Source organism: Tenacibaculum sp. TC6, assembly GCF_050606265.1.
Lineage (GTDB): Bacteria > Bacteroidota > Bacteroidia > Flavobacteriales > Flavobacteriaceae > Polaribacter.
In genome coordinates this window covers 1-23,905 of record NZ_JBOCUK010000041.1, presented here as the reverse complement: position 1 = coordinate 23,905, position 23,905 = coordinate 1, and the positions used below count along the sequence as shown (strand labels likewise).

24 protein-coding genes are annotated in these 23,905 nt (G+C 34.2%); 10 read left to right on the top strand and 14 right to left on the bottom strand.

Features of this window, described 5'->3' with window-relative positions; genetic code table 11:
* Positions 1 to 137: 137 nt before the first annotated feature.
* The 3 genes from ACQY1Q_RS15710 to ACQY1Q_RS15700 all read right to left on the bottom strand — a co-directional run bounded on the left by ACQY1Q_RS15710 (position 138) and on the right by ACQY1Q_RS15700 (position 1,648).
* Complete coding sequence (locus tag ACQY1Q_RS15710; protein WP_431006283.1) at positions 138 to 563, bottom strand: DoxX family protein; 426 nt, start codon at positions 561 to 563, stop codon at positions 138 to 140.
* 10 nt (positions 564 to 573) lie between these two features.
* Positions 574 to 1,014, bottom strand: coding sequence for a carboxymuconolactone decarboxylase family protein (locus ACQY1Q_RS15705; RefSeq protein ID WP_431006282.1), 441 nt, complete (start codon positions 1,012 to 1,014; stop codon positions 574 to 576).
* 61 nt (positions 1,015 to 1,075) lie between these two features.
* Complete coding sequence (locus ACQY1Q_RS15700; RefSeq protein ID WP_431006281.1) at positions 1,076 to 1,648, bottom strand: Crp/Fnr family transcriptional regulator; 573 nt, start codon at positions 1,646 to 1,648, stop codon at positions 1,076 to 1,078.
* A 104-nt stretch (positions 1,649 to 1,752) separates the two neighbouring features.
* Between ACQY1Q_RS15700 and ACQY1Q_RS15695 the strand changes: the two genes are divergently transcribed.
* Together ACQY1Q_RS15695 and ACQY1Q_RS15690 are read left to right on the top strand one after the other, a co-directional pair.
* Entirely contained in the window at positions 1,753 to 1,962 is a 210-nt protein-coding gene (locus ACQY1Q_RS15695; RefSeq protein ID WP_431006280.1) for a hypothetical protein, read from the top strand.
* 19 nt (positions 1,963 to 1,981) lie between these two features.
* Positions 1,982 to 2,497 carry a hypothetical protein gene (locus ACQY1Q_RS15690; RefSeq protein ID WP_431006279.1) on the top strand — a complete coding sequence of 172 codons (516 nt, stop codon included), beginning with the start codon at positions 1,982 to 1,984 and terminating at the stop codon, positions 2,495 to 2,497.
* A gap of 304 nt (positions 2,498 to 2,801) precedes the next feature.
* On the opposite strand, the gene ACQY1Q_RS15685 is transcribed toward ACQY1Q_RS15690, so the two are convergent.
* The 4 genes from ACQY1Q_RS15685 to ACQY1Q_RS15670 all read right to left on the bottom strand — a co-directional run bounded on the left by ACQY1Q_RS15685 (position 2,802) and on the right by ACQY1Q_RS15670 (position 5,290).
* Positions 2,802 to 3,380: an NAD(P)H-dependent oxidoreductase gene (locus ACQY1Q_RS15685; protein ID WP_431006278.1), complete on the bottom strand. Its 579-nt coding sequence runs from the start codon at positions 3,378 to 3,380 to the stop codon at positions 2,802 to 2,804.
* Positions 3,381 to 3,581: 201 nt separating this feature from the next.
* Positions 3,582 to 3,920 carry a hypothetical protein gene (locus ACQY1Q_RS15680; protein ID WP_431006277.1) on the bottom strand — a complete coding sequence of 113 codons (339 nt, stop codon included), beginning with the start codon at positions 3,918 to 3,920 and terminating at the stop codon, positions 3,582 to 3,584.
* A 57-nt stretch (positions 3,921 to 3,977) separates the two neighbouring features.
* Positions 3,978 to 4,574 carry a Crp/Fnr family transcriptional regulator gene (locus ACQY1Q_RS15675; protein WP_431006276.1) on the bottom strand — a complete coding sequence of 199 codons (597 nt, stop codon included), beginning with the start codon at positions 4,572 to 4,574 and terminating at the stop codon, positions 3,978 to 3,980.
* A 29-nt stretch (positions 4,575 to 4,603) separates the two neighbouring features.
* Complete coding sequence (locus ACQY1Q_RS15670) at positions 4,604 to 5,290, bottom strand: ArsR/SmtB family transcription factor (protein ID WP_431006275.1); 687 nt, start codon at positions 5,288 to 5,290, stop codon at positions 4,604 to 4,606.
* A 404-nt stretch (positions 5,291 to 5,694) separates the two neighbouring features.
* Here ACQY1Q_RS15670 and ACQY1Q_RS15665 point away from each other — a divergent pair, with 404 nt between their 5' ends.
* From ACQY1Q_RS15665 to ACQY1Q_RS15655, 3 genes are all read left to right on the top strand, one after another.
* Positions 5,695 to 6,108, top strand: a complete 414-nt coding sequence (locus tag ACQY1Q_RS15665) for an amino acid-binding ACT domain-containing protein (RefSeq protein WP_431006274.1) — start codon at positions 5,695 to 5,697, stop codon at positions 6,106 to 6,108.
* 277 nt (positions 6,109 to 6,385) lie between these two features.
* Positions 6,386 to 6,853 carry an OsmC family protein gene (locus tag ACQY1Q_RS15660; RefSeq protein ID WP_431006273.1) on the top strand — a complete coding sequence of 156 codons (468 nt, stop codon included), beginning with the start codon at positions 6,386 to 6,388 and terminating at the stop codon, positions 6,851 to 6,853.
* Between the two features lie 824 nt (positions 6,854 to 7,677).
* Positions 7,678 to 8,436: a DUF6261 family protein gene (locus ACQY1Q_RS15655; protein ID WP_431006272.1), complete on the top strand. Its 759-nt coding sequence runs from the start codon at positions 7,678 to 7,680 to the stop codon at positions 8,434 to 8,436.
* Positions 8,437 to 9,304: 868 nt separating this feature from the next.
* Here the strand turns inward: ACQY1Q_RS15655 and ACQY1Q_RS15650 are convergent.
* The 7 genes from ACQY1Q_RS15650 to ACQY1Q_RS15620 form a co-directional block, all read right to left on the bottom strand.
* Positions 9,305 to 9,520 carry a hypothetical protein gene (locus ACQY1Q_RS15650; RefSeq protein WP_431006271.1) on the bottom strand — a complete coding sequence of 72 codons (216 nt, stop codon included), beginning with the start codon at positions 9,518 to 9,520 and terminating at the stop codon, positions 9,305 to 9,307.
* Positions 9,521 to 9,539: 19 nt separating this feature from the next.
* Positions 9,540 to 10,418 (bottom strand): hypothetical protein, encoded by an 879-nt coding sequence (locus tag ACQY1Q_RS15645; RefSeq protein WP_431006270.1) that lies wholly within the window; start codon positions 10,416 to 10,418, stop codon positions 9,540 to 9,542.
* Between the two features lie 277 nt (positions 10,419 to 10,695).
* Positions 10,696 to 11,997 (bottom strand): threonine synthase, encoded by a 1,302-nt coding sequence (gene thrC, locus ACQY1Q_RS15640; protein WP_431006269.1) that lies wholly within the window; start codon positions 11,995 to 11,997, stop codon positions 10,696 to 10,698.
* A gap of 309 nt (positions 11,998 to 12,306) precedes the next feature.
* Entirely contained in the window at positions 12,307 to 13,239 is a 933-nt protein-coding gene (locus ACQY1Q_RS15635) for a homoserine kinase (protein ID WP_431006268.1), read from the bottom strand.
* The gene (locus ACQY1Q_RS15630) at positions 13,236 to 13,868 is read right to left on the bottom strand and encodes a class I SAM-dependent methyltransferase (protein WP_431006267.1); all 633 of its coding nucleotides are present in this window, start codon (positions 13,866 to 13,868) and stop codon (positions 13,236 to 13,238) included. Before ACQY1Q_RS15630 ends, ACQY1Q_RS15635 begins: the two co-directional genes overlap by 4 nt.
* A gap of 6 nt (positions 13,869 to 13,874) precedes the next feature.
* Positions 13,875 to 16,316, bottom strand: coding sequence for a bifunctional aspartate kinase/homoserine dehydrogenase I (gene thrA, locus ACQY1Q_RS15625; protein WP_431006266.1), 2,442 nt, complete (start codon positions 16,314 to 16,316; stop codon positions 13,875 to 13,877).
* 244 nt (positions 16,317 to 16,560) lie between these two features.
* Positions 16,561 to 18,123, bottom strand: a complete 1,563-nt coding sequence (locus ACQY1Q_RS15620; protein ID WP_431006265.1) for a hypothetical protein — start codon at positions 18,121 to 18,123, stop codon at positions 16,561 to 16,563.
* Positions 18,124 to 18,254: 131 nt separating this feature from the next.
* On the opposite strand from ACQY1Q_RS15620, the gene ACQY1Q_RS15615 reads away from it, so the two are divergent.
* The 5 genes from ACQY1Q_RS15615 to ACQY1Q_RS15595 all read left to right on the top strand — a co-directional run bounded on the left by ACQY1Q_RS15615 (position 18,255) and on the right by ACQY1Q_RS15595 (position 23,778).
* Positions 18,255 to 19,430 carry a 2-isopropylmalate synthase gene (locus tag ACQY1Q_RS15615; protein ID WP_431006264.1) on the top strand — a complete coding sequence of 392 codons (1,176 nt, stop codon included), beginning with the start codon at positions 18,255 to 18,257 and terminating at the stop codon, positions 19,428 to 19,430.
* The gene (leuC, locus tag ACQY1Q_RS15610) at positions 19,430 to 20,812 is read left to right on the top strand and encodes a 3-isopropylmalate dehydratase large subunit (protein ID WP_431006263.1); all 1,383 of its coding nucleotides are present in this window, start codon (positions 19,430 to 19,432) and stop codon (positions 20,810 to 20,812) included. Before ACQY1Q_RS15615 ends, leuC begins: the two co-directional genes overlap by 1 nt.
* Positions 20,812 to 21,396, top strand: a complete 585-nt coding sequence (leuD, locus tag ACQY1Q_RS15605; protein WP_431006262.1) for a 3-isopropylmalate dehydratase small subunit — start codon at positions 20,812 to 20,814, stop codon at positions 21,394 to 21,396. The genes leuC and leuD overlap by 1 nt, the downstream gene beginning before the upstream one ends.
* A 95-nt stretch (positions 21,397 to 21,491) precedes the next feature.
* Positions 21,492 to 22,607, top strand: coding sequence for a 3-isopropylmalate dehydrogenase (gene leuB, locus ACQY1Q_RS15600; protein ID WP_431006261.1), 1,116 nt, complete (start codon positions 21,492 to 21,494; stop codon positions 22,605 to 22,607).
* Between the two features lie 289 nt (positions 22,608 to 22,896).
* Positions 22,897 to 23,778, top strand: coding sequence for a M57 family metalloprotease (locus tag ACQY1Q_RS15595; protein ID WP_431006260.1), 882 nt, complete (start codon positions 22,897 to 22,899; stop codon positions 23,776 to 23,778).
* Positions 23,779 to 23,905: the final 127 nt, after the last annotated feature.

Sequence of the window (23,905 nt, the reverse complement as noted above, 5' to 3'; positions counted from 1 at the left end):
GTCTTTTTGAGTACGTTTTACATGTTTGTTTTTCATGACACTTAATTTTTAGTGTAACGCTATTTCAGGACGGGACACCATATAAATTTAAAAACCTCATAACTTAATTATGAGGTTTTTTTATGGTTAAAAGAGTTTTACTCCTTTTTAAGATATCCGTCTAACTCTAAAAAGGTATCGTTAAATACGCTTAAAGCAAAAGCTGCAGCAGAGGCTGTAAAAACGGAATAATCTAAAGCACTTTTTATACCTGTAGTAAAACACATGGCTAACGCAAAAAGTAGCATAAGATATCCGCTTAGTCTGGCAAAAAACTGGGTTTTAAACCCCACTAAAATACATACAGCAAATATAATTTCTGCGACAGTAGCTGTAGTTGCCAAAAAAGAAACGAGTGGTTTTGGTGCCCACGGATTTAGAATTTGCGTATATTCTAAAAAATGAGTCCAGTCTCCCCATACAGATACTTCTTTGCTCCACATACCTAATCTATCTGCAACAGCAGATAAAAAACTAAAAGCAATAGAAACTCTGAGGAATAGTTTACTTATTTTAAGAATCATAGAGATATTTTTAAGGTTCAACAGGCATAAGTGTACTTATGGCAATTCTGTTCCAGGCATTGATGGTAGCAATAGCCATAATAATTTGAGAAAAATAATTTGGACCAAACAATTCAATTGTTTGTTGATAAGTGTCTTCCGTTACTCCGTTTACGTGAATTAAGGTAGCTTCTTCAGTAATTTGTAAAATAGCTTTTTCTTCACTAGTGAAAAGATTAGACTCTTTCCATGCGTTAAGAAGTGCAATACGTTGAATGCTTTCCCCATCTTTTAAAGCCTCTTTAGTATGCATATTTATACAAAAAGCGCATTGATTAATTTGAGAAGCTCTAAGTTTTATAAGATGAATATGTGATTTTTTTAGCGTACTTTGAGTTAAATAGTTTTCTAAAGCAAACATACCTTTATAGGCATCAGGTTCAGTTTTGTTAATTTGAATTCGTGTAGTCATGTTTTTTCTTATTTAATACAACAAAACTAACGTGTGATGTGTGTAAAAAACTTAAGCTGGTTTAAGAACGCTTTTTTCTTCGTATTTCACTAACATATTCAGGAGTTAACCCAAGAAACGACGCTATTAAATATTGAGGTACTCTTTGTGCAAATTCCGGAAACTGTTCAGTAAAATGAAAATACATATCTTCTTTAGAATACTCAAATAAATATTTAAACTTAACAAGAGAAGCACCGTAGGCTATTTGATATATATGCCTGAAATATTTTTCCAGTTTTGGAAAACGGGTAAGCAAAGTCTCTTGCTGTTGATAGCTTATGGTAAGTATTTCAGAATCTTCTACAGCCTGAATATAAAAATCAGTTGTAGCTTGATGATGGTACGCTAAAAAATCGGATATCCACCAATTCTCAATAGCAAATTGCACAGTTCTTGGTGAACCATTGCTTCCCATAAAGTACATATGCATACATCCTTTTAGTACAAAGTAATTGTGTTGACAACGGGTGTTTCCTTCCATAAGAACCTCTTTTTTATTGATTTTTTGAAGAGTAAAATAAGGTAGAATCTCCTGAAAATCTTCATTATGTATAGCAATAAAATGATTGAGATGCTGATGTAATGGATGCATAGATGTTAGGATGTTTTTATGTAAAAGTAGAAATAAATAATAATGGAGTTGTATTCCTATTAAAACTTGTAGATTTATGAAAAACTAAATTATGGAAAATAAAAATGAATAACCAATTAAATGAGCAATACTTTGAAACTAAACAAAAACATAAAGAGGGGTATAAGAAGCATAAGAAAAAAGCTGCTACTAAATGGATTAGGAATTTGGTGGTAACGTTTTTGCTGATTTTTATCTATAATAGCATGTTAAAAACGTGTTCAAAAAAGATAGAAGAAAATAAAAAGAAAAATATAGAAATAAACAGAGATTAAATAAGATATAAGATTAGCTATGACGTTAGAAGAACATTTTACAAAAATTGCAGAAAAAGAAGGAGCTACATTACATATTACGAATGATAGTGTTCGTATTGGTGGCGGTGCTAGATGTCCGGATATTCATTATCAACTCTATATTATTTATAAAGACAGAAAAATTAGAGTAAGTAATAAAATTGGTGTATGTGAAGTAGGTAGCGTGGCATGTAGAATTTGTGATAGTAAAGAATCACTTAAATTTGAATTAACTACCAGAAGCCATTTCAGAAGTCTCTTTTTAGGTAAGAAAAACAGATGTAAGCTAAAAGCAGAAAATCATAATATTGATTCTTTCTTTAAAAATAGTTTAAGTTGGAAAGAACTTAGAAAAATGGTAAATGAAACCGCTTTTATGCCAATGTTTTTAGGTGAAAATACAGAAGAAGGATTTAGTTTAATAACTGAATACCATATGGAGTTTCCGAATAAGGAACAAGTGGTAGAACCCTTAATAACCTTTTATAAAGAGTTTATCGATGTTTTTGGATAAATTCAGGCTAAATACAAACCTGAGTTTCTTTGGTATCTAATTAAAAAATTAGTTTTTGTTAATGTCAAATCGAGTGGTTTTTCTGAGGTAAAAGAAGAAAAACTGTATTGAGCTATTGTTTAATAGCTCTCGATAGTTCTGCTGAGCAACGCCAAAGTATATCTCCTTAGAGGTCGATACTAGATCTGATCGTCAATAAGAATAACTAGGTTTAACAATCGAAATACTAATCGAATTCAGGTTACAAGAAACGAAACCTTTATTTTTAAAATTCCGTTCCTTATAACACTGATAAATAGGTAAATCAAATAGTTTTCATACCAAGAAGTTCAACTCTTTTTAACCATTTCTCTCGAAAGCTATCGCTTGAAAGTCTTATGGGACCTATGGTGGTAACTCGTACCTTTTTTACACCAATATAATGCAACGTTCCTCTTTTTAGAGCATTAGTGCTTGGACGGCTATAAATTAATCTATAAAACCAAGCAGGTTGATCCAGCGTACAGATAATTCTCGCGGTTTTTCCTTTTAAGAAAGAATCACTCAATAAAGAATTTTCTCTTTTTTGAAAAGCAAATCCGGGGAGCAAAACACGATCTAAAAAACCTTTCATAATTGCCGGAAAAGAACTCCACCAAACCGGATACACCCAAACTATGTGATGAGCCCATTTTAATTTTTTTTGAGCGTTTAATAAATCAGGTTCTAGTTCTGTTCGCTTTCTGTAACCAAATTCAAGATTCGGATTAAAGTTTAGATCTCTAATATTAAGCATTTCTACGTTGGCACTGGAGTGTATGGCTCCTTTTTGGTAGGCGTTTGCAAGAGCAAAACAAAAACTTTCTTTATCCGGATGTCCGTTTATAATAAGTATATTTTTCATAGGAATACATTTAAGTCGAGTTATAAATGATAGAGTTTAGCTGTTGAATTCAATTAGGAATCAGCTTTAGGTTTATGAATTCGTATTTCGTATAAAGCAAAAACTAAGTAGTAAGTTTATATAACTTTGATAATTGATAATTGATAATTGATAATTGATAATTGATAATTCGTAATTTGTAATTTGTAATTGAAACCTGTATTAGAGTATTCTTTTTAATTTTTCTTCAAACAAAGTATTTGTTAAGTTGGTAGTTTTGAAAAATTGGTAGAGCACAAAACAAATAGGAACGGTTAAAAAAATAGTGCAAATAGCAAAAGTGAGAAAGCTACTTAAAATAGCCAGAATATGAAACCCCGGTTCACTGATAAAAGAAACGATGTTCTTTTGATGCTGAGTAAAAAAATGATACACTTCCAGTGAATAGTCATAAAAGCGGATTGAAACTTCGTAAATAAGCCATAAGAGGTAAAACCATTTTCGAATAGACATCCACCAACTACCCCAAATTGATCTTGTTTTTTTATTGTATTTTTCCATTAGTAAATTATTTTACACAAAGGTCACGCTAATGAAAAAAATATCATTTGATATATATCAAATTCGTTTTTTAGGATTTCGTATTCTACTCAAAGTTTCCAAGGTGATACCTAAATAAGAAGCAATATGCGTAAGAGGAATTCTGTTAGTAATATCAGGATACATTTTTAAAAGATGCTTAAATCTATCTTCGGCTTTATTAAATTGTATGGCATGCAAACGCTCACATAAACCTAGCATTGTTTCTGTAACTACCTTGCTTATAAAACGCTCAAAATCGTGGTGTTTATTGGTAAGACTATCCATAATATCTTTTGAAAACTCTAATACGGTAGAATCTTCAACAAATTCAACATAATGAGGACTTGGCTGCTCACTAAAAAAGCTAATAATAGGCGCCATAAACTGATTTTCAAAAGCAAACCAATCAGAAATATCCTTACCATCCTTTAAATAAAAAGCCCTGGAACAACCTTTCACAATTAAATAGGCCTTTTTAGAATATTGGCCCTCTCTAACAACAATTTCCCCTTTTTTATACACCCCTATTTTTGAATGCTCAATAAAATCTTGTTGGCATTGCACTGATAATGGATTATAGGCATTAGAAATTAGTTCTATAGTTTTTTCGTAGTTTATGGTAGTTAGCATCATAATAAATGGGTTATACAGAGTGTTTTCTTTTAAAATAGGTCTATTCCAAAACTATCTTTTAATCCTTTTTTTCCTAAAGAGGTAATAACAACGCGTCTGGAGTTTTTTGTTTTTCGAAGCCAATCCCGTGCTAACATTTTATTAAGTAGTGAAGCACCTAAGGAACCGGAAATATGATATTTTCTCTCACTCCAATCAAGACAAGCTTTGGCAAATTGACGTTTTTGCTTTTTTAATTCAGCTAGAGGTAACCCAAAATCATTAAAAAATGTAGTACCTTTTTCAGTAAGTATAAAATGGTTACCTTGTAAGGTAAGTAATTCCAGAGCTACCATTTTATCTGTAAGCAACACACCTACTTTTCCTGCTAAATGATCATAGCAAGTTCTGCAATATTTTACATCCTCTTTAGAAATTTCTTTGTTGATTTTTAACGGTTGCTTTTGGTTAGCTAAGTTAGCTAAAGATTCTACGGCATAGGCTACTTCAGAATTAGCAAAAGTATAATATCGATGTCTTCCTTGAATAGCTACTTTAATAATATTTCCTTGAAGTAATTTAGCTAAATGATTACTCACGGCAGTAGTAGATAAGTCTGCTGCCAAGGCCAATTCACTTGCTGTATAAGCCCTACCGTCTAATAAGTTCCATACAATTTTGGCTCTGGAGGGTTCACATAAAAGAAAAACTGTATGAATAAATGCCGTTTCTTCCATAGTTCAGTATTGAATGAAGTGTAAATATAATAATACTATTTTCTTTGTGGCAACATAAGGTTAAATCGGATGTACGATAAGTTTTTTTCGGGTCATTACGAAGGAATGGGAGCGACTGAAGTAATTTCTTGATTCAAAGAGATTTTCACGGCAAAAGTGTTTGCTTCGCAGTGACGGTCTTATTTTAAAAGACGGGAATTTGTCGTACATCCGTTAAATCAGTTCGAGACAACAGACAAAATAACCTAGAAAAATGAATAACAAACATTCTGAGATTTAGCTACGCTAAACCTTACTGTTTCTCCTAAAGTAGAAATGACGTTAATGGTCGTAATTTTTAGCGAATGATAAGGAGTATGCCGTAAACCTTTACGTAAAAAATAATTAACTTAAAATAAAATAGAATGAAGGATTTAGAAATTATACTGGAAAACAAAGCAGGAATGCTGGCTTTAATGGGAGAAACACTAGGAAAACATAAAGTGAGCCTTGAAGGCGGCGGTGTTTTTAATAACGGAGCCTATTCAATAGCTCATTTTTTGGTTGAAGATGCTAACAAAGCGGCTAAAGAACTGGAAAAAGTAGGTATTCGGGTAGTAAAGATTAATCCGGTAATTATTCAAAAATTAAGGCAAGATGTTCCCGGACAATTAGGAAGTTTTTGTAGAGAATTAGCAAATGAAGGTGTTAACATTCTTACACAATATAGCGATCATTCCAACCAGTTGATTATAGTGCCGGATAATTACGAAAAAGCTCAAAAAGTATCTGAGGCCTGGATGGAAAGATGGTGGTCAAAAGAAGATTATAGTATTTAACCACAGTTTTTCTCTTCTATAAAAGAACCCAAGCGTTAAGATAATGTAAGAATCTATTAACTATAAAAAGAACATTTCAGGTGTATTACAAACTTCCTGTCGCGTCCTTACGAAGGAGTAATAACGACTGAAGTAATTTCTTGATTCAAAGAGCCTTCCATAACAAAAAGAGTTGCTTTGCAGTAACGCTTTTATTTTAAAAAAGAAACTTGTAGTACACCTAACATTTCTTTAAAACCCTACACAACAAAATACACTTTAACTTAAATTTGTAAGCATGAAACAACACAACTATACCACTACCATTACATGGACCGGAAACAAAGGAAACGGAACCTCTAATTACAGAGCTTATGAAAGGAGTTACGATATTTCAATAGCTCATAAAGCCGATATACCAGGCTCATCGGACCCGGCATTTCGAGGAGATAAAACAAAGCACAATCCGGAAGATTTACTGGTAGCCTCACTATCATCCTGTCATATGCTTTGGTATTTACACCTGTGTTCTGAAGCAGGAATCATTGTTACTAATTATGTAGATAATGCCACAGGAATTATGGAAGAAAATGCAAGCGGAGCAGGTAGTTTTGTAAGTGTTGTTTTAAATCCGGTAGTTACGATAACAGATAGTGCCATGATAAACACGGCCAATGAATTACACAAAAAAGCAAACCAACTTTGTTTTATAGCCAACTCTGTAAACTTTAAAGTAGCGCACAACCCAGCTTGTAAAGTGGCTTAATAAGTGTTTTACTCACTATAAACGGAGGCTAACAAAATATACAATATACAAGTAAATTATTTTGTTAGCCTTTCTTTGTATTCACTGCCAAGCTTTTCAGTTAAAAAAAGAACTTCGGCTTTATCCTTTCTTAAAGCAACCGTACAATTATTAAAAAATTTCCACTAATTATTAGTAAAAATAGCCTAACCGTATGTTTTACTAACTTTTTTCTAATTCGGTTTTCTTCCCCTTAATGAGAACAAAGTGTTCCTGCGACCCGCAGGAAAGGTCTGTAGTGGGTGCAGAGTGTTCCCGCGACTCGCAGGAAGGGTCTGTAGTGGGTACAAAGTGTTCCCGCGACCCGCAGGAAGGGTCTGTAGTGGGTACAGAGTGCTCCCGCGACCCGCAGGAAGGGTCTGTAGTGGGTACAAAGTGCTCCCGCGACCCGCAGGAAGAGTCTGTAGTGGGTACAAAGTGTTCTCGCGACCCGCAGGAAGGGGCTGTAGTGGGTACAGAGTGCTCCCGCAACCTGTAGAGAAGATAGGACGCTAATTAATAGGGGGAGGAATTTCCGGTTTTAAAACAGGTAAAACACTGATTGTGTATAAATTAGTAAAATATTAACAGTTAAGGTGATATCTGTACACGAGGTAATGGTTATCTTAGTCGTGCTATGAAAGTGCTATTTTACCAGATACTATCTAATAACATTTCACAAATCTTATACACTTTATAGCTCATAACAAGTTCGTGAGTACTTGTATTTGTGTAATTGTTTTATAGATTCCAGGTAATAAATTACTTTCTGCAAAAAAATTGTTTAATCATTTAAAAAATTAAGTATGAATTATCCAGAATTAAGCAGGTATCGTAATGCGGAGTTTTTACAATACATGCGCCAAACGCTAGAAACAGTAAACAAAGAAGAGGTAGCTACCTTACAATTAACCGATCCGGTAACTCAATTAACCACCATTTTTGAAGAAATGAATGCCAGTTTTTTACAAGTACAAGGCAGTAAACTAACGGTAGAAATTCAAGAGTTAGATGAGCTAAGAGACCGCGCCTATAGAGGGTTTAGAAGTTTGGCAATAGCCAATACCTATCATAAAGAAAAGGCAAAAGCAGATGCCGGGCAAAATATAGTTTTAGCTATAGACGGGTACGGACCCGAAATAGCAAAGCGAAACTACAATGAGCAAACCGGAATTTTATACAGCATGGTAAAAGATTTTGAAACCAAAGAGGAATTAGTAGCCGCTGTACAAACCTTACAAATAGCAGATTGGTTAGCTGAAATTAAAGAAACAAATAGTGCTTTTGATGCTAAGTATTTAGATAGGGTAGATGAAACAGCCTTAAATCCGTTAGTGAATTTTCCTGAGTTGCGTAAGCAAGCAATGGAAGCGTATAGGGTGCTGATAAGCCATATTGAAGCACATGCTACCTTAAGTAGTAATGAAGTATATACTCAGTTATTAGATAAAATAAGTGTGCTGGCAGGGCAGTACAACTTTACATTAAATCAGCGTTCCGCTAGTGGTACACAAACTCCTTCGGAACCTACACCACCTACTGAGCCCGACACGTCAATTTCATAATATTTCATACTCAATTTTTTTCGGGTTTTGTAGTAAACTACTTTATACTTAGGTATAGGGTAGTTTTTCTTTTAGTAAGGTATTAGTGTTTTTGAGTAATGAGGGTAGAATAGGAGTTAAAAGTTGTACGACAAATTTCCGTTTTTTAAAATAAGACCGTCACTGCGAAGCAAACACTTTTGCTGTGGCAGTCTCTTTGAATTTAGAGATTACTTCAGTCATTACCACTCCTTCGTAATGACCCAAAAGGAAATTTGTAGTACACTCGAGTTGATGAGTATAGTTATATAATAAAGAGTCTTCTTTCTTATGAAAAGAAACTACGTATTTTTCATTTTTTACATTGTTTGCAAAATGAACAAAAGCATTTATTTTTTTGTGTTTTTTTGCACTTTTTTCATGACAACTTAGAAAAATAATTAGTATTAATATTTTGATTCCTATTTTCATTTTGTATACAATAATCTTTTACAATAGGGGGATAGTTACTCAATACAAATTTTCAATTGTTGATTGGGTATTTCTTTTTGAAATAATTGTTTTATTAATAAACTTGAGTGTTTTACTTTTAAATCTTTTTGTTTTTTGAATTTAATAAAATAAGCCCCATTTTCAGGAATAGCAAGATTCATTATTTTCTTAGCCCTTTCTCCAAACTCATATGAGGGAAATCTCCAAATAGCAATCTTTGGTGTAATTACATTATCATTTTTTTTATTTTTTAGTTCGATTGAAAAATCGCCAATAGAAACACCCCAACCTCCAAGAATTTTAATACTATAAACTCCGGTAGATAATTCAATTACTTTATTAGATTCGTGTATTCCAATGGGAAATCCTATTTCTGCATATCTTAAATGGGTATTTATTATTCTAATTTCTTTAGGAACTTCATCTCTATGAAGAAACCTGAAATTTTTTTATCCGGGGTTAGTTGGGTGTATTTACTCTTAATATAAGGTCTTGCTCCGTCCGTTGGTTTAAATTCAGTTTGTAGATATTCGATTTCATCTTTATCTAATTCACGTATTGTTCCGTCATTTTCAACATAAACAAATTCATATTTTTCTTTTTCCGGTTTCATTTAAAATGGCGTTTTGTATTCAGAGTTTAATACCATGTTTTTTTAAAGTTGCATTAAACCAACCTTTTTGGTCTTTCCAAACTTCATCTGTTCTTAATTTGTTTATTGCAATCTTTTTAAATTCATCATTTTTGCTCTCCAATAATATTTCTATAAATGAATGTAAATAGAAAACTTCATTTTCGGTTTTAAACTTAGCTTTCGGAAAGTTATTTTTTAAATAATTTTCCAATTCAACTGAGTATTGAGTGGAGTAATGCTTTTTTAAATAATCAAAGGCATAAGCATTATTTTTGCTAAAAGCTAATTCTTTAATTCTGGGTAAATAACTGTTTTTATATTTTCTGTTTTTAAAGGTTCTGTCATAAAGTAACCAATAAATTTCTTTTTCCGAATAAATTATTACACTATCTAACTTTTCCATTGTCAAGTCGGTAGCAAGTACTTTTTGCATTGCTAAATCTTGTTCGTGATTATTGTCTTTAATTTTTCGAGATGCTTCTATTCTGATTTTATTCCAATATTTGTGATAAATGATTGATGAAATCGGTTTAAAATCTATTATACAGCCCTCTATCGTCTCAACCATTTCATTTTTCTGTAATTCAGCTGATAATAATTCAGGAACGTTTCTTTTGTCAGACTGAATGAGTTCAATTGAAGCATATGTTCGAATTGTTGCGTTTTTATGTTTAGATAACTCTATTAGTTCTTTTTGGGATAGTTTTTTCTTTAATTTTTGAAACCTTGCGTATTGTGGGCTTGACATACAACCAATTCCAATACAACTAGATTCAACTCTATTTACTTTAATAATTGAATCAATCAATTGTTCTTTTGTTTGCGAAAAGCAAAGACTAATTGTTAAGCTAAATGTTATCGTAAGCAATTTTTTCATGTTGCGAGCAAATTATTTGTGTATGTTTTTTATATAGAAAAGAGACATAATTACTTATACGTTTTGTTAGTATATATCTCTATTAATCAACATATCCATTATATTCAATCGATTTTATTTCTTTCTCATAAATTACTCTTTATTTCTGTTAACTAGCTATATCCCTACAAATATATAATTTATCCCATTGAAATTTGCAGATAAGAGAATCTTCTATTTTAGCTAACAATATTCTGTCAAATAAAAAATCCCCATAAAAACTTATGGGGAGATATACTTATAAAGTAACTATTTCAGTATTTAAAAAAGCTTTGAGTTCATCATACGAACGGATAAACGTAGCTTCTTTTGGTTTGTCTAGCACCTCTTTTATTTGTTCCGGAATGGCTACTTTAACAGGCAGCGTACTTTCTACCACATCTAAAAACTTTACCGGATGCGCGGTTTCTAAAAAGATGCACAAACTATTTGGGTGTTGTTGCAGGTACTCTTTAGCCCCTAAATACCCAACAGCTCCGTGCGGATCGGCTATATAACCGCTTTGCTCATAAATAGTTTTCATAGCGTTACGTGTGATGTCATCGGTAAACGCATACGATGAAAAAGCCTGTTTTAAAGCATTGATATCCTGATGAAACAACTCTTGAATACGAATAAAATTACTCGGGTTTCCTACATCCATAGCATTCGAAATCGTAGCCTTAGAAGGTTTAGGCTCATATACCCCATTGATTAAATAATTAGGCACGGTATCATTAATATTGGTAGCCGCTACAAAATGTTGAATAGGAAGTCCTAATTTCTGAGCCATAATTCCGGCACAGATGTTTCCGAAGTTACCGCTAGGTACAGAAAATACCACTTCTTTTTGCTGTTTATATACCTGCTTGTAAGCAAAGAAAAAGTAGAACATTTGCGGTAACCAACGCGCAATATTAATAGAGTTGGCAGAGGTTAAGGTACGCTGAATGTCTGCATCAAGAAAGGCAGATTTTACCATGTCCTGACAATCGTCAAAAACACCCGCTACCTCTAAAGCCGTAATATTTTGCCCTAAAGTAGTCAGCTGTTTTTCCTGAATATCACTTACCTTACCACTAGGGTACAAAATAACCACATCTACGCCTTTAACTCCTAAAAATCCATGCGCTACAGCCCCTCCGGTATCACCCGAAGTAGCTACCAATACGGTAACTTTGTTGCTGTTATTGCGGTTAAAATACCCCAAGCAACGCGCCATAAAGCGCGCTCCTACATCTTTAAACGCCATGGTAGGACCATGAAACAACTCTAAAGTAGCAGTGTTTTCATCAATAGGAACTACCGGAAAGTCAAAAGACAAGGTATCTTTAATAATTTCCTGTAAAACAGCTTCCGGAATTTCATCTCCAACAAACTGCTTAATAGCTTCAAAAGCAATTTCTTCGTTAGAATATTGATCTAAATTGTCAATAAACTCCTTAGCAAGCGGGGTAATACTTTCCGGAAAATATAAACCTCTATCCGGAGCCAAACCATTTACTATCGCTTCTTGGAAGCTAACGTTTGGCGATTTTTTATGTAAACTGTAATAGTTCATGTGGTGTTGTTTGTATGTTTAAAATATGTTTTATTAATTGTATATGTTCTGTTTGTCTCTTCGAGTAAAATTATGTTCAAGGTAATAGAAAATAATTTGGTACTTCGGCTACGCTCAACAGAGCTATCGAGAAGCGTATGAGAACGTTGTTAATTGTGTATTATAGTAAGGTTATCAATGTCTCGATACAATTTTTCTTCCTTTCAGTCACAAAAATCACTCGACATAACATTACTTTCCTAACTCCTAACTCCTAACTCCTAACTCCTAACTCCTAACTCCTAACTCCTAACTCCTAATTCCTAAACCCTAATTCGATTCTAAAATTTGCACCCCTTGGGTATTTATTTTAGAAGTAAACACATGGTAAGCAATCTGTTTATCGGCATACGCATGACGGATAACATCGGCTACTTTTTGCGCAACGGTATCTCCTTTACACAAGGCAAAAATAGTAGGGCCCGAGCCTGAAATACCTGCGCCTAAAGCACCTGCTTTGATGGCTTCTAACTTTACCAAATCAAAATGCGGAATTAAATGTTTACGGGCAGGTTCAACAATTACATCGGTTAACGAGTTACTGATAAGCGTATAATCATTCGTATATAAACCACTTACCAAACCGCCAACATTAGCCCATTGCGTTACGGCACTTTTTAAAGGTACCGCAGTAGGCAATACCTCTCTGGCATCTTTGGTTTTTACCTCAATTTGAGGGTGTATGGCAACCAAACGCAGCTCTTCCGGTACCGGAAGTTTCACAATGTCCAACGGTTCATAACTTCTAATGAGTACAAAGCCCCCAAAAACGCAAGCCGCCACATTATCGGCAATAGGAGTGCCGCAGGCAGCCTCTTCTCCTATCATAGAGAATTTTGTTAGTTCAAGGGTAGAAAAAGGAGTTCCCAATAAGGCATTTATCCCAAAGGCAGCTCCTCCGGAACTTGCCGCACTACTTCCTAAACCACTTCCGGGAGAAAACCCTTTGTGTAAGGTAATGTCAATACCAAAATCTACCGGATGCTGTGCTAACATGGCCAAAGCAACCACACCCGCAGCATTTTTAGTGGGGTCTAAAGTTAAACCATTGGCCCCCGTAATTTGGGTGATACGAACACCGGGTGTTGAGGTTTTGGTAAACGTCATCTCATCACCCACCTTTTCTACGGCAAAGCCCATAGAATCAAAACCACAAGAAACGTTGGCAACCGTTGCCGGAGCAAATATTTTTAAATAGTTCATTTTTTTGCAATTAAAAACAAGTCGGTATTCTTATGCGTACCTTCCTGTTCAAGTTTTGTATAGTTTTCTAAAATTTGAAAATCACTTTCAAGTAACATGTTTTGTAAATCTTCCTGACTATGGTAATATATAAAAGCAGTGTTTTTTCCGTCAGAGCTACTTTTATAACCGGAATCGGTATCATAATTTCCCATCATAGTACTTATATACAGCAACCCGTTTGGGGTTAGCAGTTGATAAGCATCTTTAATGAGTTGATGTACTTCTTCTTTCGTTACATACGGAAAGCAGAAACCAAAAATGAGTACATCAAATAACGTATGTAATGTTGAAATAGCTCTGCAATCAAGTACTTTAAACGTAGCTTCCGGAACGTTGTTTGTAGCCAGTTCTATCATTTTTTCAGCAGCATCAATACCCAATACCGTAAGATTCGCGTTGTTTTGTAACAAATAATGACTGATAACGCCCGGTCCGCAAGCAACATCTAATACCATACGATGGTTTTTGCTTAGGTGCGATAACAACTTGTCATAACTATGATGATAACGTTTATCATTCATAAATATATCTTGATACTGTTGCGCTACACGGTTATATAACTGTATGGTATTTTGATGGTGACTCATGACATGTTAGTTTTTTCCGGTTCTGATAACGTCAGCAAAAATTCCTGAAGCAGTTACATCAGCACCGGCACCGGCACCTTTAATTTGTAACGGTTGTACAGGGTAACGATCTGTAAAAAACAGGACAATATTGTCGCTTCCTTCTAAATTATAAAAAGGATGATCAGCCGAAATCTGTTGTAAGCCTACTTTAGCCTTTCCGTTAGCAAATTCAGCAACATATTTTAAACGACAATTTTGCTCGTTAGCTGCTTTAAATAACTGTTGAAAGTGCGCTTCATAAGCTGTTAAACTGGCGTAAAAATCAGCATTGTTCGTAGTAGTTAACGCATCCGCAGGTAAAAACGAATTATTTTCTATGGCTTCTAACTCCAATTCATAACCACTTTCACGAGCCAAGATGAGTATTTTACGCGCTACATCAACACCACTTAAATCAATTTTAGGATCCGGTTCTGTATAACCTTGTTTCTGTGCTTCAGCTACTACATCATGAAAAGTAGTGGTTGCATTAAAGTTATTAAACACAAAGTTCAAACTTCCTGATAATACAGCTTGAATTTTATGCACTCTGTCACCGGAAGCAATCAGATTTTTTAAAGTATCAATAATGGGTAATCCCGCACCAACATTGGTTTCAAATAAAAACGGAACATTGTATTTACGGGCAATCCTTTTTAAAGTTTTGTAATTGTCTAAACTAGAAGCACAGGCAATTTTATTACACGTAACCACGGCAATATTGGTGCGTAAATAGTTTTCATATACTTCAGAAACTTGTTGGTTGGCGGTATTGTCTACAAACACCGAGTTACGCATGTTCAACTGTTTGGTTTTGTTAAAAAAAGCATCTAGCGTAGTAGGCTCACCGTTGGCTAATAAGTTTTTCCAATTGTTTAAATCGATTCCATTGTTATCAAAAAACATTTTTTTAGAATTAGAAATTCCCACTACGCGAATGTTCATTTTTAAATGTTCTTTTAAGTAGTCATTTTGCTGATGTACTTGAGCTAAAAAGCGTTCACCTACGTTACCTACTCCGGTAACAAATAAATTCAGCTGTTTTATTTTTTCCTCAAAAAATTGCTCATGCAAGGTATTTAATGCTTTTTTAGCATCGTTACTATCTATAACTGCCGAGATGTTTTTTTGCGAAGCTCCTTGAGCAATGGCTCTGATGTTTACATTGTTTTTGCCTAACGCGCTAAACATTTGCCCGCTTAAACCTTGGTGATTTTTCATATTGTCGCCCACTAACGCAATAATAGCTAGTCCTTGTTCAATAACCACCGGATTTACTTTACGTCGTTCGATTTCAATGTCAAACGCTTCGTTAATGGCCTTGGCCGCTTTGTCGGCATCTTCGTCATAAATTCCTACACAGATAGAATGTTCTGATGAAGCCTGAGTGATTAAAACCACGTTAACGTCTTTGTTAGACAGGGCTTCAAACAAACGTTTTGAAATGCCTGATACACCCACCATGCCACTACCTTCCAGGGTTAACAGGGTAATATTTTCTATATGACTGATTCCTTTTACAGGGTTAGAGTTTCCGGATTCTTTGGTAATTAAAGTTCCCGGATTTTCCGGTTCAAACGTGTTTTTTACCCAAATAGGAATGGCTGTTTCTAATACAGGTTGTATGGTTGGCGGATAAATTACCTTGGCACCAAAATGCGATAACTCCATAGCTTCCTGATACGATATTTGAGGAATAGCAAAGGCTTGTTTTACCACACTTGGGTTGGCAGTAAACATACCGCTTACGTCTGTCCATATTTGTAATTCTTCAGCTTGTAACGCAGCAGCGTAAATAGCAGCGGTATAATCAGAACCTCCTCTTCCTAAGGTAGTTGATAATCCGTTTTCTGTTTTGGCTATAAAACCAGGTAATACAGTTACCTGATGCGGGTTGTTACTAAAATAAGCCTGACAATTGGCATTGGTTACGGTAAAATTTACCTGCGCTTTGTCAAAAACATTAGAGGTAATAATTAACTCACGGCTGTCTTTATACGTAGCATTTAGCGTGTTTTTAGCAACTTCTGAAATGATGTAAGAAGATAACAATTCTCCAAAACCGCTAATAGTTGCCATGGTTTTAGGCGTTACTTCTTTTAATAAAAAGCAGCCTTCTAACAACGTATGTAATTGCTGAAATAATTTTTGAACGTGAGCCGATACTTCTTCTTTTTTTGCCTCATTAACCAAATCGTTAATTACTTGTAAATGATGCTCTTTTACCTCGTTAAACAGCTCTATATAGTTGGCTTCACTTTGGGCTGCAAACGTAGCAGAAGCTATTAATTTGTTGGTGGTTTTACCAAAAGCGGACACCACTACAGCAAGTTGCTCTTGAGCAGCTAAGTTATTGACTATTTGAACTACTTTATTGATATTTTGACTGTTAGCTACAGATGAGCCTCCGAATTTTAAAACTTTCACTTTTTAAAAAATAATTGATTATAGAATATTAGTTGTGGTTATTTATCTCTTTTCAAATCTTTTGAAAAAATAAATAGTACGGAATATGATGATATGTATGAAATAAACCCCCTAAAGGGTAATTCCTGTTGTAGTAGTAATAATGGTGCCAATGAAAGACCCTGCTACAGTTGTAGCGGTAGGAATAATAGTAATATGTCTTTCATTAATTAACATGGCGTCAAATATATAAAGGCTTTTTTAATTATTTGTTTAAATTTTGGAATTTTTCTTGAATTATTTGCGAAACCGTTTTATTAGCTATTTTACTTTCTAACCAAGAAAGGATGTCTAAGTATAAAAAAGCGCGTTTTTCATACGGGTGATTTTCAAAAACTTTTAAACGGTCGTATATTTTTTTAAACTCGTTTTTAATCTGGTGCGGAAATACATCTCCCAAAGCTCGTATAGAAGAAATAAACTCCTTTTGAACTTCTTGCAGGTTTTCCATTTTTAGTAAAAAACGGTAAGTGTCTTTAAATTGAACTTCTAAATGATAATCTAAACCGGACTCATAGTGGGCAATCAAACTTAATACTCTGGCAAAACATTGTAAGTCTTCTGCTACTTGCAGGTTTTTAGATTTTATAATTTTATTGAGGTATAAAATACACTCTTTGTTTTTACCCATTCCAAAGTATAAACAAGCAATTTTATAATATAGTACTACAATATGATGATTGTCTAGTAAATTTCGGTACTCTTCAATTTTCTGATTAATAATCGCTACTAAATACTCGCCTTCATTAAAGCTACCTTCAAAAAAGTGCAAATGCAATTTGTTGGCATAGTAGTATTGAAACATTAAAATTTCCGTATTGTTATTTTTAGGAATGGTATCGTTTTCAATTCCTTCTTCAAGCAGGGTAAACTCTTCTTTAAACTTGGTGTAATGCTTAATGAAAAAGAGGCTTTCTAGCAGGTAATTTACTCCTTTTAAATAAAAAACAGGATGCAGGCATATGTTTTTAGGATCTTCTTTAAATAGAGTAATCCACTTATTTGCATACTTGTAGCTCTGTAAAAAATCTTGCGTTAAAAAACTGTGCCAAAGGTTGGCTTTATATAACCATAGTTTTTCTCGGAATCCCAGTGTTTTGTATTCGTACTTAGGTAATCGGGCTTCAAAATATTCGTTTACTTTATTTAACTCTTCATCGTTACGAACATATCCGGTTTTTAGTAAAATACCATATAACTGTAGTGATAGGTTAGATAGTTTACTGGTAATTACGTTTTGCTGACTCAGTTCTTTAGCCTGTACCGTTAATTCATCAGCACGTGTATTAATACTTCGGGTTATGTGTTGACTTTCTATTAACTTTTCAAATTCAACTATTTCATAAGCCATATTCTTTTCTTCACTATCTAAGGCCATATTTTTAGCCTTTTCCAATAATTTTAAACTTTGCTTATATAAACCTTTTAAATACAGTACAGTAGCAAAATCAAGCTGCTCTCTAATTTGAATACGTATGTTTTTATGAGCCGGATTTAAACGCAGGCTTGTAAGTATTTGTTTATACAAGTGAGCTTTTAAATTAGATAGCTGTTGCTTACTTACAATTCCACTTTTTATAATAGCTTTTTCATCATACGTTTTTTGTTTTTCTAACAATTTAAAAAGAGAGAAAAATTTAGCATCAACATTTCCACCCAAACGCCCGATATACAAATTGAATTGCCTTTTTTCAGACTTTGATAACGACTTGATAAGAATAAAAAGCGCATCGTTTTGTTGGTTGGTTGATGTAATTGTTTTGTTCATAATTAACTGTTTTACAGTTTTTTAAATTTATTTTTTATCAATTAAGTTTCGTAAAGCTCTCGTTAAAAAAGAGTCGATTAGAAATTCCAATATATACATTTGATTTTATAATCAGACAAAAGTTGTAGAATATGTCAAACGATAAAGTCCAAATTTTTGATACTACCCTAAGAGATGGAGAGCAAGTCCCCGGTTGCAAATTAGATACCAAGCAAAAGCTAATCATTGCAGAACGATTAGATAGTTTAGGAGTAGATGTTATTGAAGCGGGTTTCCCTATTTCCAGTCCGGGAGATTTTACTTCGGTGAATGAAATAGCCAAAATTGTTAAAAATGCCTCAGTTTGCGGATTAACAAGAGCCGTAAAAAAAGATATAGAAGTAGCAGCTGAAGCCTTAAAAATAGCTAAAAAACCAAGAATACATACAGGTATAGGTACCAGTGATTCACATATTAAGCATAAATTTAATATCTCTAAAGAAGAGGTTATTGAAAGAGCCAAAGCAGCGGTGTCTTATGCTCGTAATTTTGTGGGTGATGTTGAGTTTTTTGCTGAGGATGCAGGAAGAACCGATAATGCTTTTTTAGCTAAAGTTTGTGAAGAAGTAATTAAATCCGGAGCTACCGTATTAAACATTCCTGATACTACCGGATATTGTTTGCCGGAAGAGTATGGGGCAAAAATAAAGTACTTAAAAGAGCATGTAAAAGGGATTGATAATGTTATCATTTCATGCCATTGCCATAACGATTTAGGTTTGGCAACAGCCAACTCTATTGCAGGAGTGTTAAACGGTGCTCGTCAAATAGAATGTACCATTAACGGTATTGGTGAAAGAGCCGGTAACACTGCGTTAGAAGAAGTGGTAATGATTTTACGCCAACATCCGTATTTGAATTTAGATACCAATATTAATTCAAAACTATTGTATGATACCAGCTTAATGGTTCGTGAAAAAATGGGTATGTTGGTACAGCCTAACAAGGCAATCGTAGGAGCGAATGCTTTTGCGCATAGTTCGGGAATTCATCAGGATGGTGTGATTAAAAACAGAGAAACCTATGAAATTATAGATCCGGCTGAGGTAGGTGTTACAGAAAGTGCCATTGTACTTACAGCTAGAAGCGGAAGAGCCGCTTTAGCCTACAGAGCTAAAAAAATAGGGTATGAGCTAACAAAAGTGCAATTAGATGCTGCTTACACAACGTTTTTACAGTTTGCCGATAAGCAAAAAGAAGTAATTGATGAAGATATTCATCTAATAATGCAACAGGTAAATAAACTATCAAAAATAGCAATAGCTTAATGGGAAAAACATTATTTGATAAAGTATGGGATGCGCATGTGGTAGAGTCAATACCCAATGGGCCGCAAATTTTATATATAGACAAACACTTAATTCACGAAGTTACAAGTCCGCAAGCATTTAAAGAGTTAGAAGAAAGAAATATTCCTATTGCTCGTCCGGATAAAATTGTAGCTACGGCAGATCATAATACGCCTACGGTAGATCAGCATTTGCCTGTAAAAGATGAATTGTCAAGAAAACAATTAGAGCAATTAACAGAAAATTGTAATAAGAATAATATCACATTGTATGGCTTAGGGCATAAATACAACGGAATTGTGCATGTGATGGCTCCTGAATTAGGAATTACGCAACCGGGAATGACCATGGTATGTGGTGATAGCCATACATCTACACACGGCGCTTTTGGTACCATTGCTTTTGGTATAGGAACCAGTCAGGTAGCACAAGTGTTTGCCAGTCAGTGTTTACTGTTAGAAAAGCCTAAAAGCTTGTGTGTTCACGTAAACGGAAAACTAAAAAATGGGGTATTACCTAAAGATGTAATTCTGTATATCATAGCCAAATTAGGAACCAATTCAGGAACCGGATATTTCTGTGAATATGCCGGAAATGTTTTTAGAGAAATGACTATGGAAGGGCGCATGACTGTGTGTAATATGAGTATTGAAATGGGAGCAAGAGGCGGTATGATAGCGCCGGATGAAACTACTTTTGAGTATGTAAAAGGAAGAGAGTTTGCCCCTAAAGGTGAAGAGTTTATTAAAAAAGTAGCGTATTGGAAAACTTTAAAGACAGATATTGACGCTGTTTTTGATAAAGAATACTTTTTTGATGCTGAAGATATTGAACCTATGGTAACTTACGGAACTAATCCGGGAATGGGAATTAAAATATCTGAGGCAATACCTCAAGGAAAAGATGCTTCGTTTGAAAAAGCATTAGCATACATGAATTTTACTAAAGGCAAGAGTTTAATTGACACCCCTGTAAACTATGTATTTATAGGAAGTTGTACTAATTCAAGAATTGAAGACTTTAGAGTGGCTGCTGATTATATTAAAGGAAAACAAAAAGCGGCTAATGTAAATGCATGGTTGGTACCGGGATCTCAACAAGTAGCTAAACAAATTGAAGAGGAAGGTTTACAAGAAATTTTTGAAGAAGCAGGGTTTCAATTACGCCAACCGGGATGTTCTGCTTGTTTAGCAATGAATGATGATAAAATTCCGGAAGGAGAATACTGTGTGTCAACTTCTAACAGAAATTTTGAAGGACGCCAAGGGCAAGGAGCCAGAACTATATTAGCAAGCCCTTTAATGGCTGCGGCAACAGCCGTAGAAGGAAAAATTATAAACTTTACAAAGCACCTTAATTAATGGAAAAGTTTGTTAAATTAATAGATACAGGAGTTCCGTTAGCTATAGAAAACGTAGATACAGATCAAATTATTCCGGCTCGCTTTTTAAAGGCTACCGATAAAAAAGGATTTGGTGATAATGTATTCAGAGACTGGCGTTACCATAAAAACGGAGAGTTAAATACCGAGTTTGTACTAAACAATCCAATGTATGGCGGAAGCATTTTAATTGCAGGAGATAATTTTGGATGTGGTTCTAGTAGAGAACATGCCGCATGGGCTTTGTATGGTTACGGATTTAAAGTAGTTATCAGTAGTTTTTTTGCTGATATTTTTAAAGGAAATGCGTTAAACAACGGAATTTTACCTATTCAGGTTTCTAAAGAGTTTTTAGCTAAGTTAATAGATATCGTAACTATAGATCCAACAACAAGAATTATTGTTGATTTGGAAGAACAATTGGTAAGAACTCCTATAGGAAATGCTGAATTTGAAATAGATTCGTATAAAAAAGTTTGTATGCTAAACGGTTATGATGATATAGACTTTTTAGTAAGTAAAAAAGAACAAATCCAAGCATTTGAAGTTAACATAAATGTGTAAATGTAAGGACACAAACAAGCAAACAACAACATTCTAGACCTGCTTTTTCTACGAAGGGTGAAAAGGTAGGTTTTGTGTCCGATAAAAAATATAATATGAAAGCAACTATTGCGGTAATATCAGGAGATGGTATAGGACCTGAGGTAACAGCTCAGGCAAGAAAGGCATTAAATGCCATTGCAGATGTTTTTGACCATACCTTTTTGTTTAAAGAGGCTTTAATGGGAGCTTGTGCAATTGATGAAACAGGAAATCCGTTGCCGGATGAAACGGTACAACTATGTAGAGAGTCTGATGCTGTTTTATTCGGAGCTATCGGAGATCCTAAGTATGATAATGATCCGTCTGCTAAAGTACGTCCGGAGCAAGGACTGTTGCGTTTACGTAAAGAGTTAGGATTGTTTTGTAACGTTAGACCGGTGAAAGCCTATGATACTTTAATTCATAATTCACCTCTTAAAGAAGATAGAATTAAAGGTACAGACATAAGTATTTACAGAGAATTAACGGGGGGTATTTACTTTGGAATTAAAGAATTGAGTGATGATGGTAAGATTGCTTTTGATGGCTGCTCTTATTCTGTAGAAGAGATTGAAAGAATTGCTCATTTAGCATTTCAATCGGCACAAGTACGACGTAAAAAGTTAACGTTGGTAGATAAAGCAAATGTGTTAGAAACTTCAAGATTGTGGAGAAAAACAGTAACAGCTTTAGCAAGCCAATATCCGGATGTAAAAGTAGATTTCTTATTTGTTGATAATGCAGCTATGCAGTTAATTTTAAACCCTAAACAATTTGATGTTATACTAACAGAAAACTTGTTTGGAGATATCATTTCTGATGAAGCAAGTGTTATTGGAGGTTCTATTGGTTTATTAGCATCAGCTTCAGTAGGAAAAGAGAATGCATTATTTGAGCCTATCCATGGTTCTTTTCCACAAGCTAAAGGTAAAGATATTGCCAATCCGTTAGCTTCAATTTTATCAGCCGCTATGCTATTAGAGCATTTAGGATTACATGATGAAGCTGCTGCAATAGACAGAGCAGTGCAAAAATCATTAGAATTAGGAATTACTACTGAAGATATTAACTCTGAAAATCCATTTTCAACCAGTAAGGTAGGAGATTTTATAGCAGATTATATTTATAATCAAGAAGATAGTGATATGAATTTTCAGAACATTCACATGGGGCAAAGTACCATTATATAGCTAATTGTTTTAATAGTTATAAAAGGTTACCTTTTAATAGTTTCTATTTTAAGGTAACCTTTTTTCGTGTTTTAAAGTGTAAGTTGCTGATTAACTGTTTGTTATTTGTATTATTTTATATAAAATACAACAAGTTGTAGAAAATTTAATTTTTTAAAACTTATTTGTTTAAAAGTTTTATTTTTTAACGTTTTTATTGAAGATTCGATAATATTTTTTGATTTAATTTGGTGTAATGTGTAGATTTACAACAGTTTAAAACCCATTCTACTAATTTAAAGCTAATATTATGAAAAAAGCGAAACTAGCCCTAATTATGGGCTTATCAGTAAGTGTATTCTTCACTTCATGTTCTAGCGAAAGCGAACAAGTTAATGATTCTAACACTACAGAACAAGCTGTAGATAATCCGTGGACTAAACCGGTACCACAAAAGATTATTGATGCAGCTTCAAAGTTAGAATTAAACGTAAATCACATTCGTTATGACAACTTTTATTTTCCTGATGGAACGTCTGAAGTACGTTTATTTATAGAGGAAGATATAGTAATGACTGAAGAAGAGTTACTAACTTTAGCGGCTGCTAAAGATGACACCAAATCTGGTAATGAGGCAGGGCGCCAATATTCTACCAACAATTTAGTTTCTCAAGGGAGAACTATTCGAGTATTAGGGTATACGGGAGGATCGTATGCACTTAATAGTAAAGAGCGTTCTGGATTACAGATGGCAGTAAATAACTACAATGCTGTAAGTGGCGTATCACTTAGTTTTACCTTATCATTTGGTACCAATACAGGAAGTGCTGATATCGTAGTATATCATAATCCAAGTAGTTCTGGTTCTGGTGGTAGTGCAGGTTTCCCAAGTGGAGGAGCTCCTTATAAGTGGGTGCAAATCTATGGTTTGAACAACTATTCAACAGATGTTAACGAGCATGTAATTACGCATGAAATCGGACACTGTATCGGTTTCAGACATACAGATTGGTTTAGCCGTCAAAGTTGTGGTCAAAATACTAATGAAGGATCTGGAGGTGTAGGTGCTAACCACATTTCAGGAACTCCAACAGGTTATGACTCTACTTCAATTATGTTGGCTTGTTTTAATTCAGGTGTTTCTGGAGAGTTCAACAGTAATGATATAAGAGCACTACAAACATTGTATTAAGATAATTTTGTTTGAAGATGAAAGCCACCGAGGAAACTCGGTGGTTTTTTATTGTCCCGTCCTGAAATAGCGTTACACTAAAAATTAAGTGTCATGAAAAACAAACATGTAAAACGTACTCAAAAAG

Bases quoted from the DNA above. Each gene is read 5' to 3' on its own strand.
- leuB (WP_431006261.1), top strand. From the start codon at position 21,492: ATGAAAGCAACTATTGCGGTAATATCAGGAGATGGTATAGGACCTGAG.
- ACQY1Q_RS15700 (WP_431006281.1), bottom strand. From the start codon at position 1,648: ATGCATCCATTACATCAGCATCTCAATCATTTTATTGCTATACATAAT.
- ACQY1Q_RS15675 (WP_431006276.1), bottom strand. From the start codon at position 4,574: ATGATGCTAACTACCATAAACTACGAAAAAACTATAGAACTAATTTCT.
- ACQY1Q_RS15595 (WP_431006260.1), top strand. From the start codon at position 22,897: ATGAAAAAAGCGAAACTAGCCCTAATTATGGGCTTATCAGTAAGTGTA.
- ACQY1Q_RS15635 (WP_431006268.1), bottom strand. From the start codon at position 13,239: ATGAACTATTTAAAAATATTTGCTCCGGCAACGGTTGCCAACGTTTCT.
- ACQY1Q_RS15695 (WP_431006280.1), top strand. From the start codon at position 1,753: ATGAATAACCAATTAAATGAGCAATACTTTGAAACTAAACAAAAACAT.
- thrC (WP_431006269.1), bottom strand. From the start codon at position 11,997: ATGAACTATTACAGTTTACATAAAAAATCGCCAAACGTTAGCTTCCAA.
- ACQY1Q_RS15645 (WP_431006270.1), bottom strand. From the start codon at position 10,418: ATGAAAAAATTGCTTACGATAACATTTAGCTTAACAATTAGTCTTTGC.
- ACQY1Q_RS15650 (WP_431006271.1), bottom strand. From the start codon at position 9,520: ATGAAACCGGAAAAAGAAAAATATGAATTTGTTTATGTTGAAAATGAC.
- ACQY1Q_RS15655 (WP_431006272.1), top strand. From the start codon at position 7,678: ATGAATTATCCAGAATTAAGCAGGTATCGTAATGCGGAGTTTTTACAA.
- ACQY1Q_RS15680 (WP_431006277.1), bottom strand. From the start codon at position 3,920: ATGGAAAAATACAATAAAAAAACAAGATCAATTTGGGGTAGTTGGTGG.
- ACQY1Q_RS15705 (WP_431006282.1), bottom strand. From the start codon at position 1,014: ATGACTACACGAATTCAAATTAACAAAACTGAACCTGATGCCTATAAA.
- ACQY1Q_RS15685 (WP_431006278.1), bottom strand. From the start codon at position 3,380: ATGAAAAATATACTTATTATAAACGGACATCCGGATAAAGAAAGTTTT.
- ACQY1Q_RS15670 (WP_431006275.1), bottom strand. From the start codon at position 5,290: ATGGAAGAAACGGCATTTATTCATACAGTTTTTCTTTTATGTGAACCC.
- ACQY1Q_RS15660 (WP_431006273.1), top strand. From the start codon at position 6,386: ATGAAACAACACAACTATACCACTACCATTACATGGACCGGAAACAAA.
- ACQY1Q_RS15710 (WP_431006283.1), bottom strand. From the start codon at position 563: ATGATTCTTAAAATAAGTAAACTATTCCTCAGAGTTTCTATTGCTTTT.
- leuC (WP_431006263.1), top strand. From the start codon at position 19,430: ATGGGAAAAACATTATTTGATAAAGTATGGGATGCGCATGTGGTAGAG.
- ACQY1Q_RS15630 (WP_431006267.1), bottom strand. From the start codon at position 13,868: ATGAGTCACCATCAAAATACCATACAGTTATATAACCGTGTAGCGCAA.
- leuD (WP_431006262.1), top strand. From the start codon at position 20,812: ATGGAAAAGTTTGTTAAATTAATAGATACAGGAGTTCCGTTAGCTATA.
- ACQY1Q_RS15620 (WP_431006265.1), bottom strand. From the start codon at position 18,123: ATGAACAAAACAATTACATCAACCAACCAACAAAACGATGCGCTTTTT.
- ACQY1Q_RS15665 (WP_431006274.1), top strand. From the start codon at position 5,695: ATGAAGGATTTAGAAATTATACTGGAAAACAAAGCAGGAATGCTGGCT.
- ACQY1Q_RS15690 (WP_431006279.1), top strand. From the start codon at position 1,982: ATGACGTTAGAAGAACATTTTACAAAAATTGCAGAAAAAGAAGGAGCT.
- ACQY1Q_RS15615 (WP_431006264.1), top strand. From the start codon at position 18,255: ATGTCAAACGATAAAGTCCAAATTTTTGATACTACCCTAAGAGATGGA.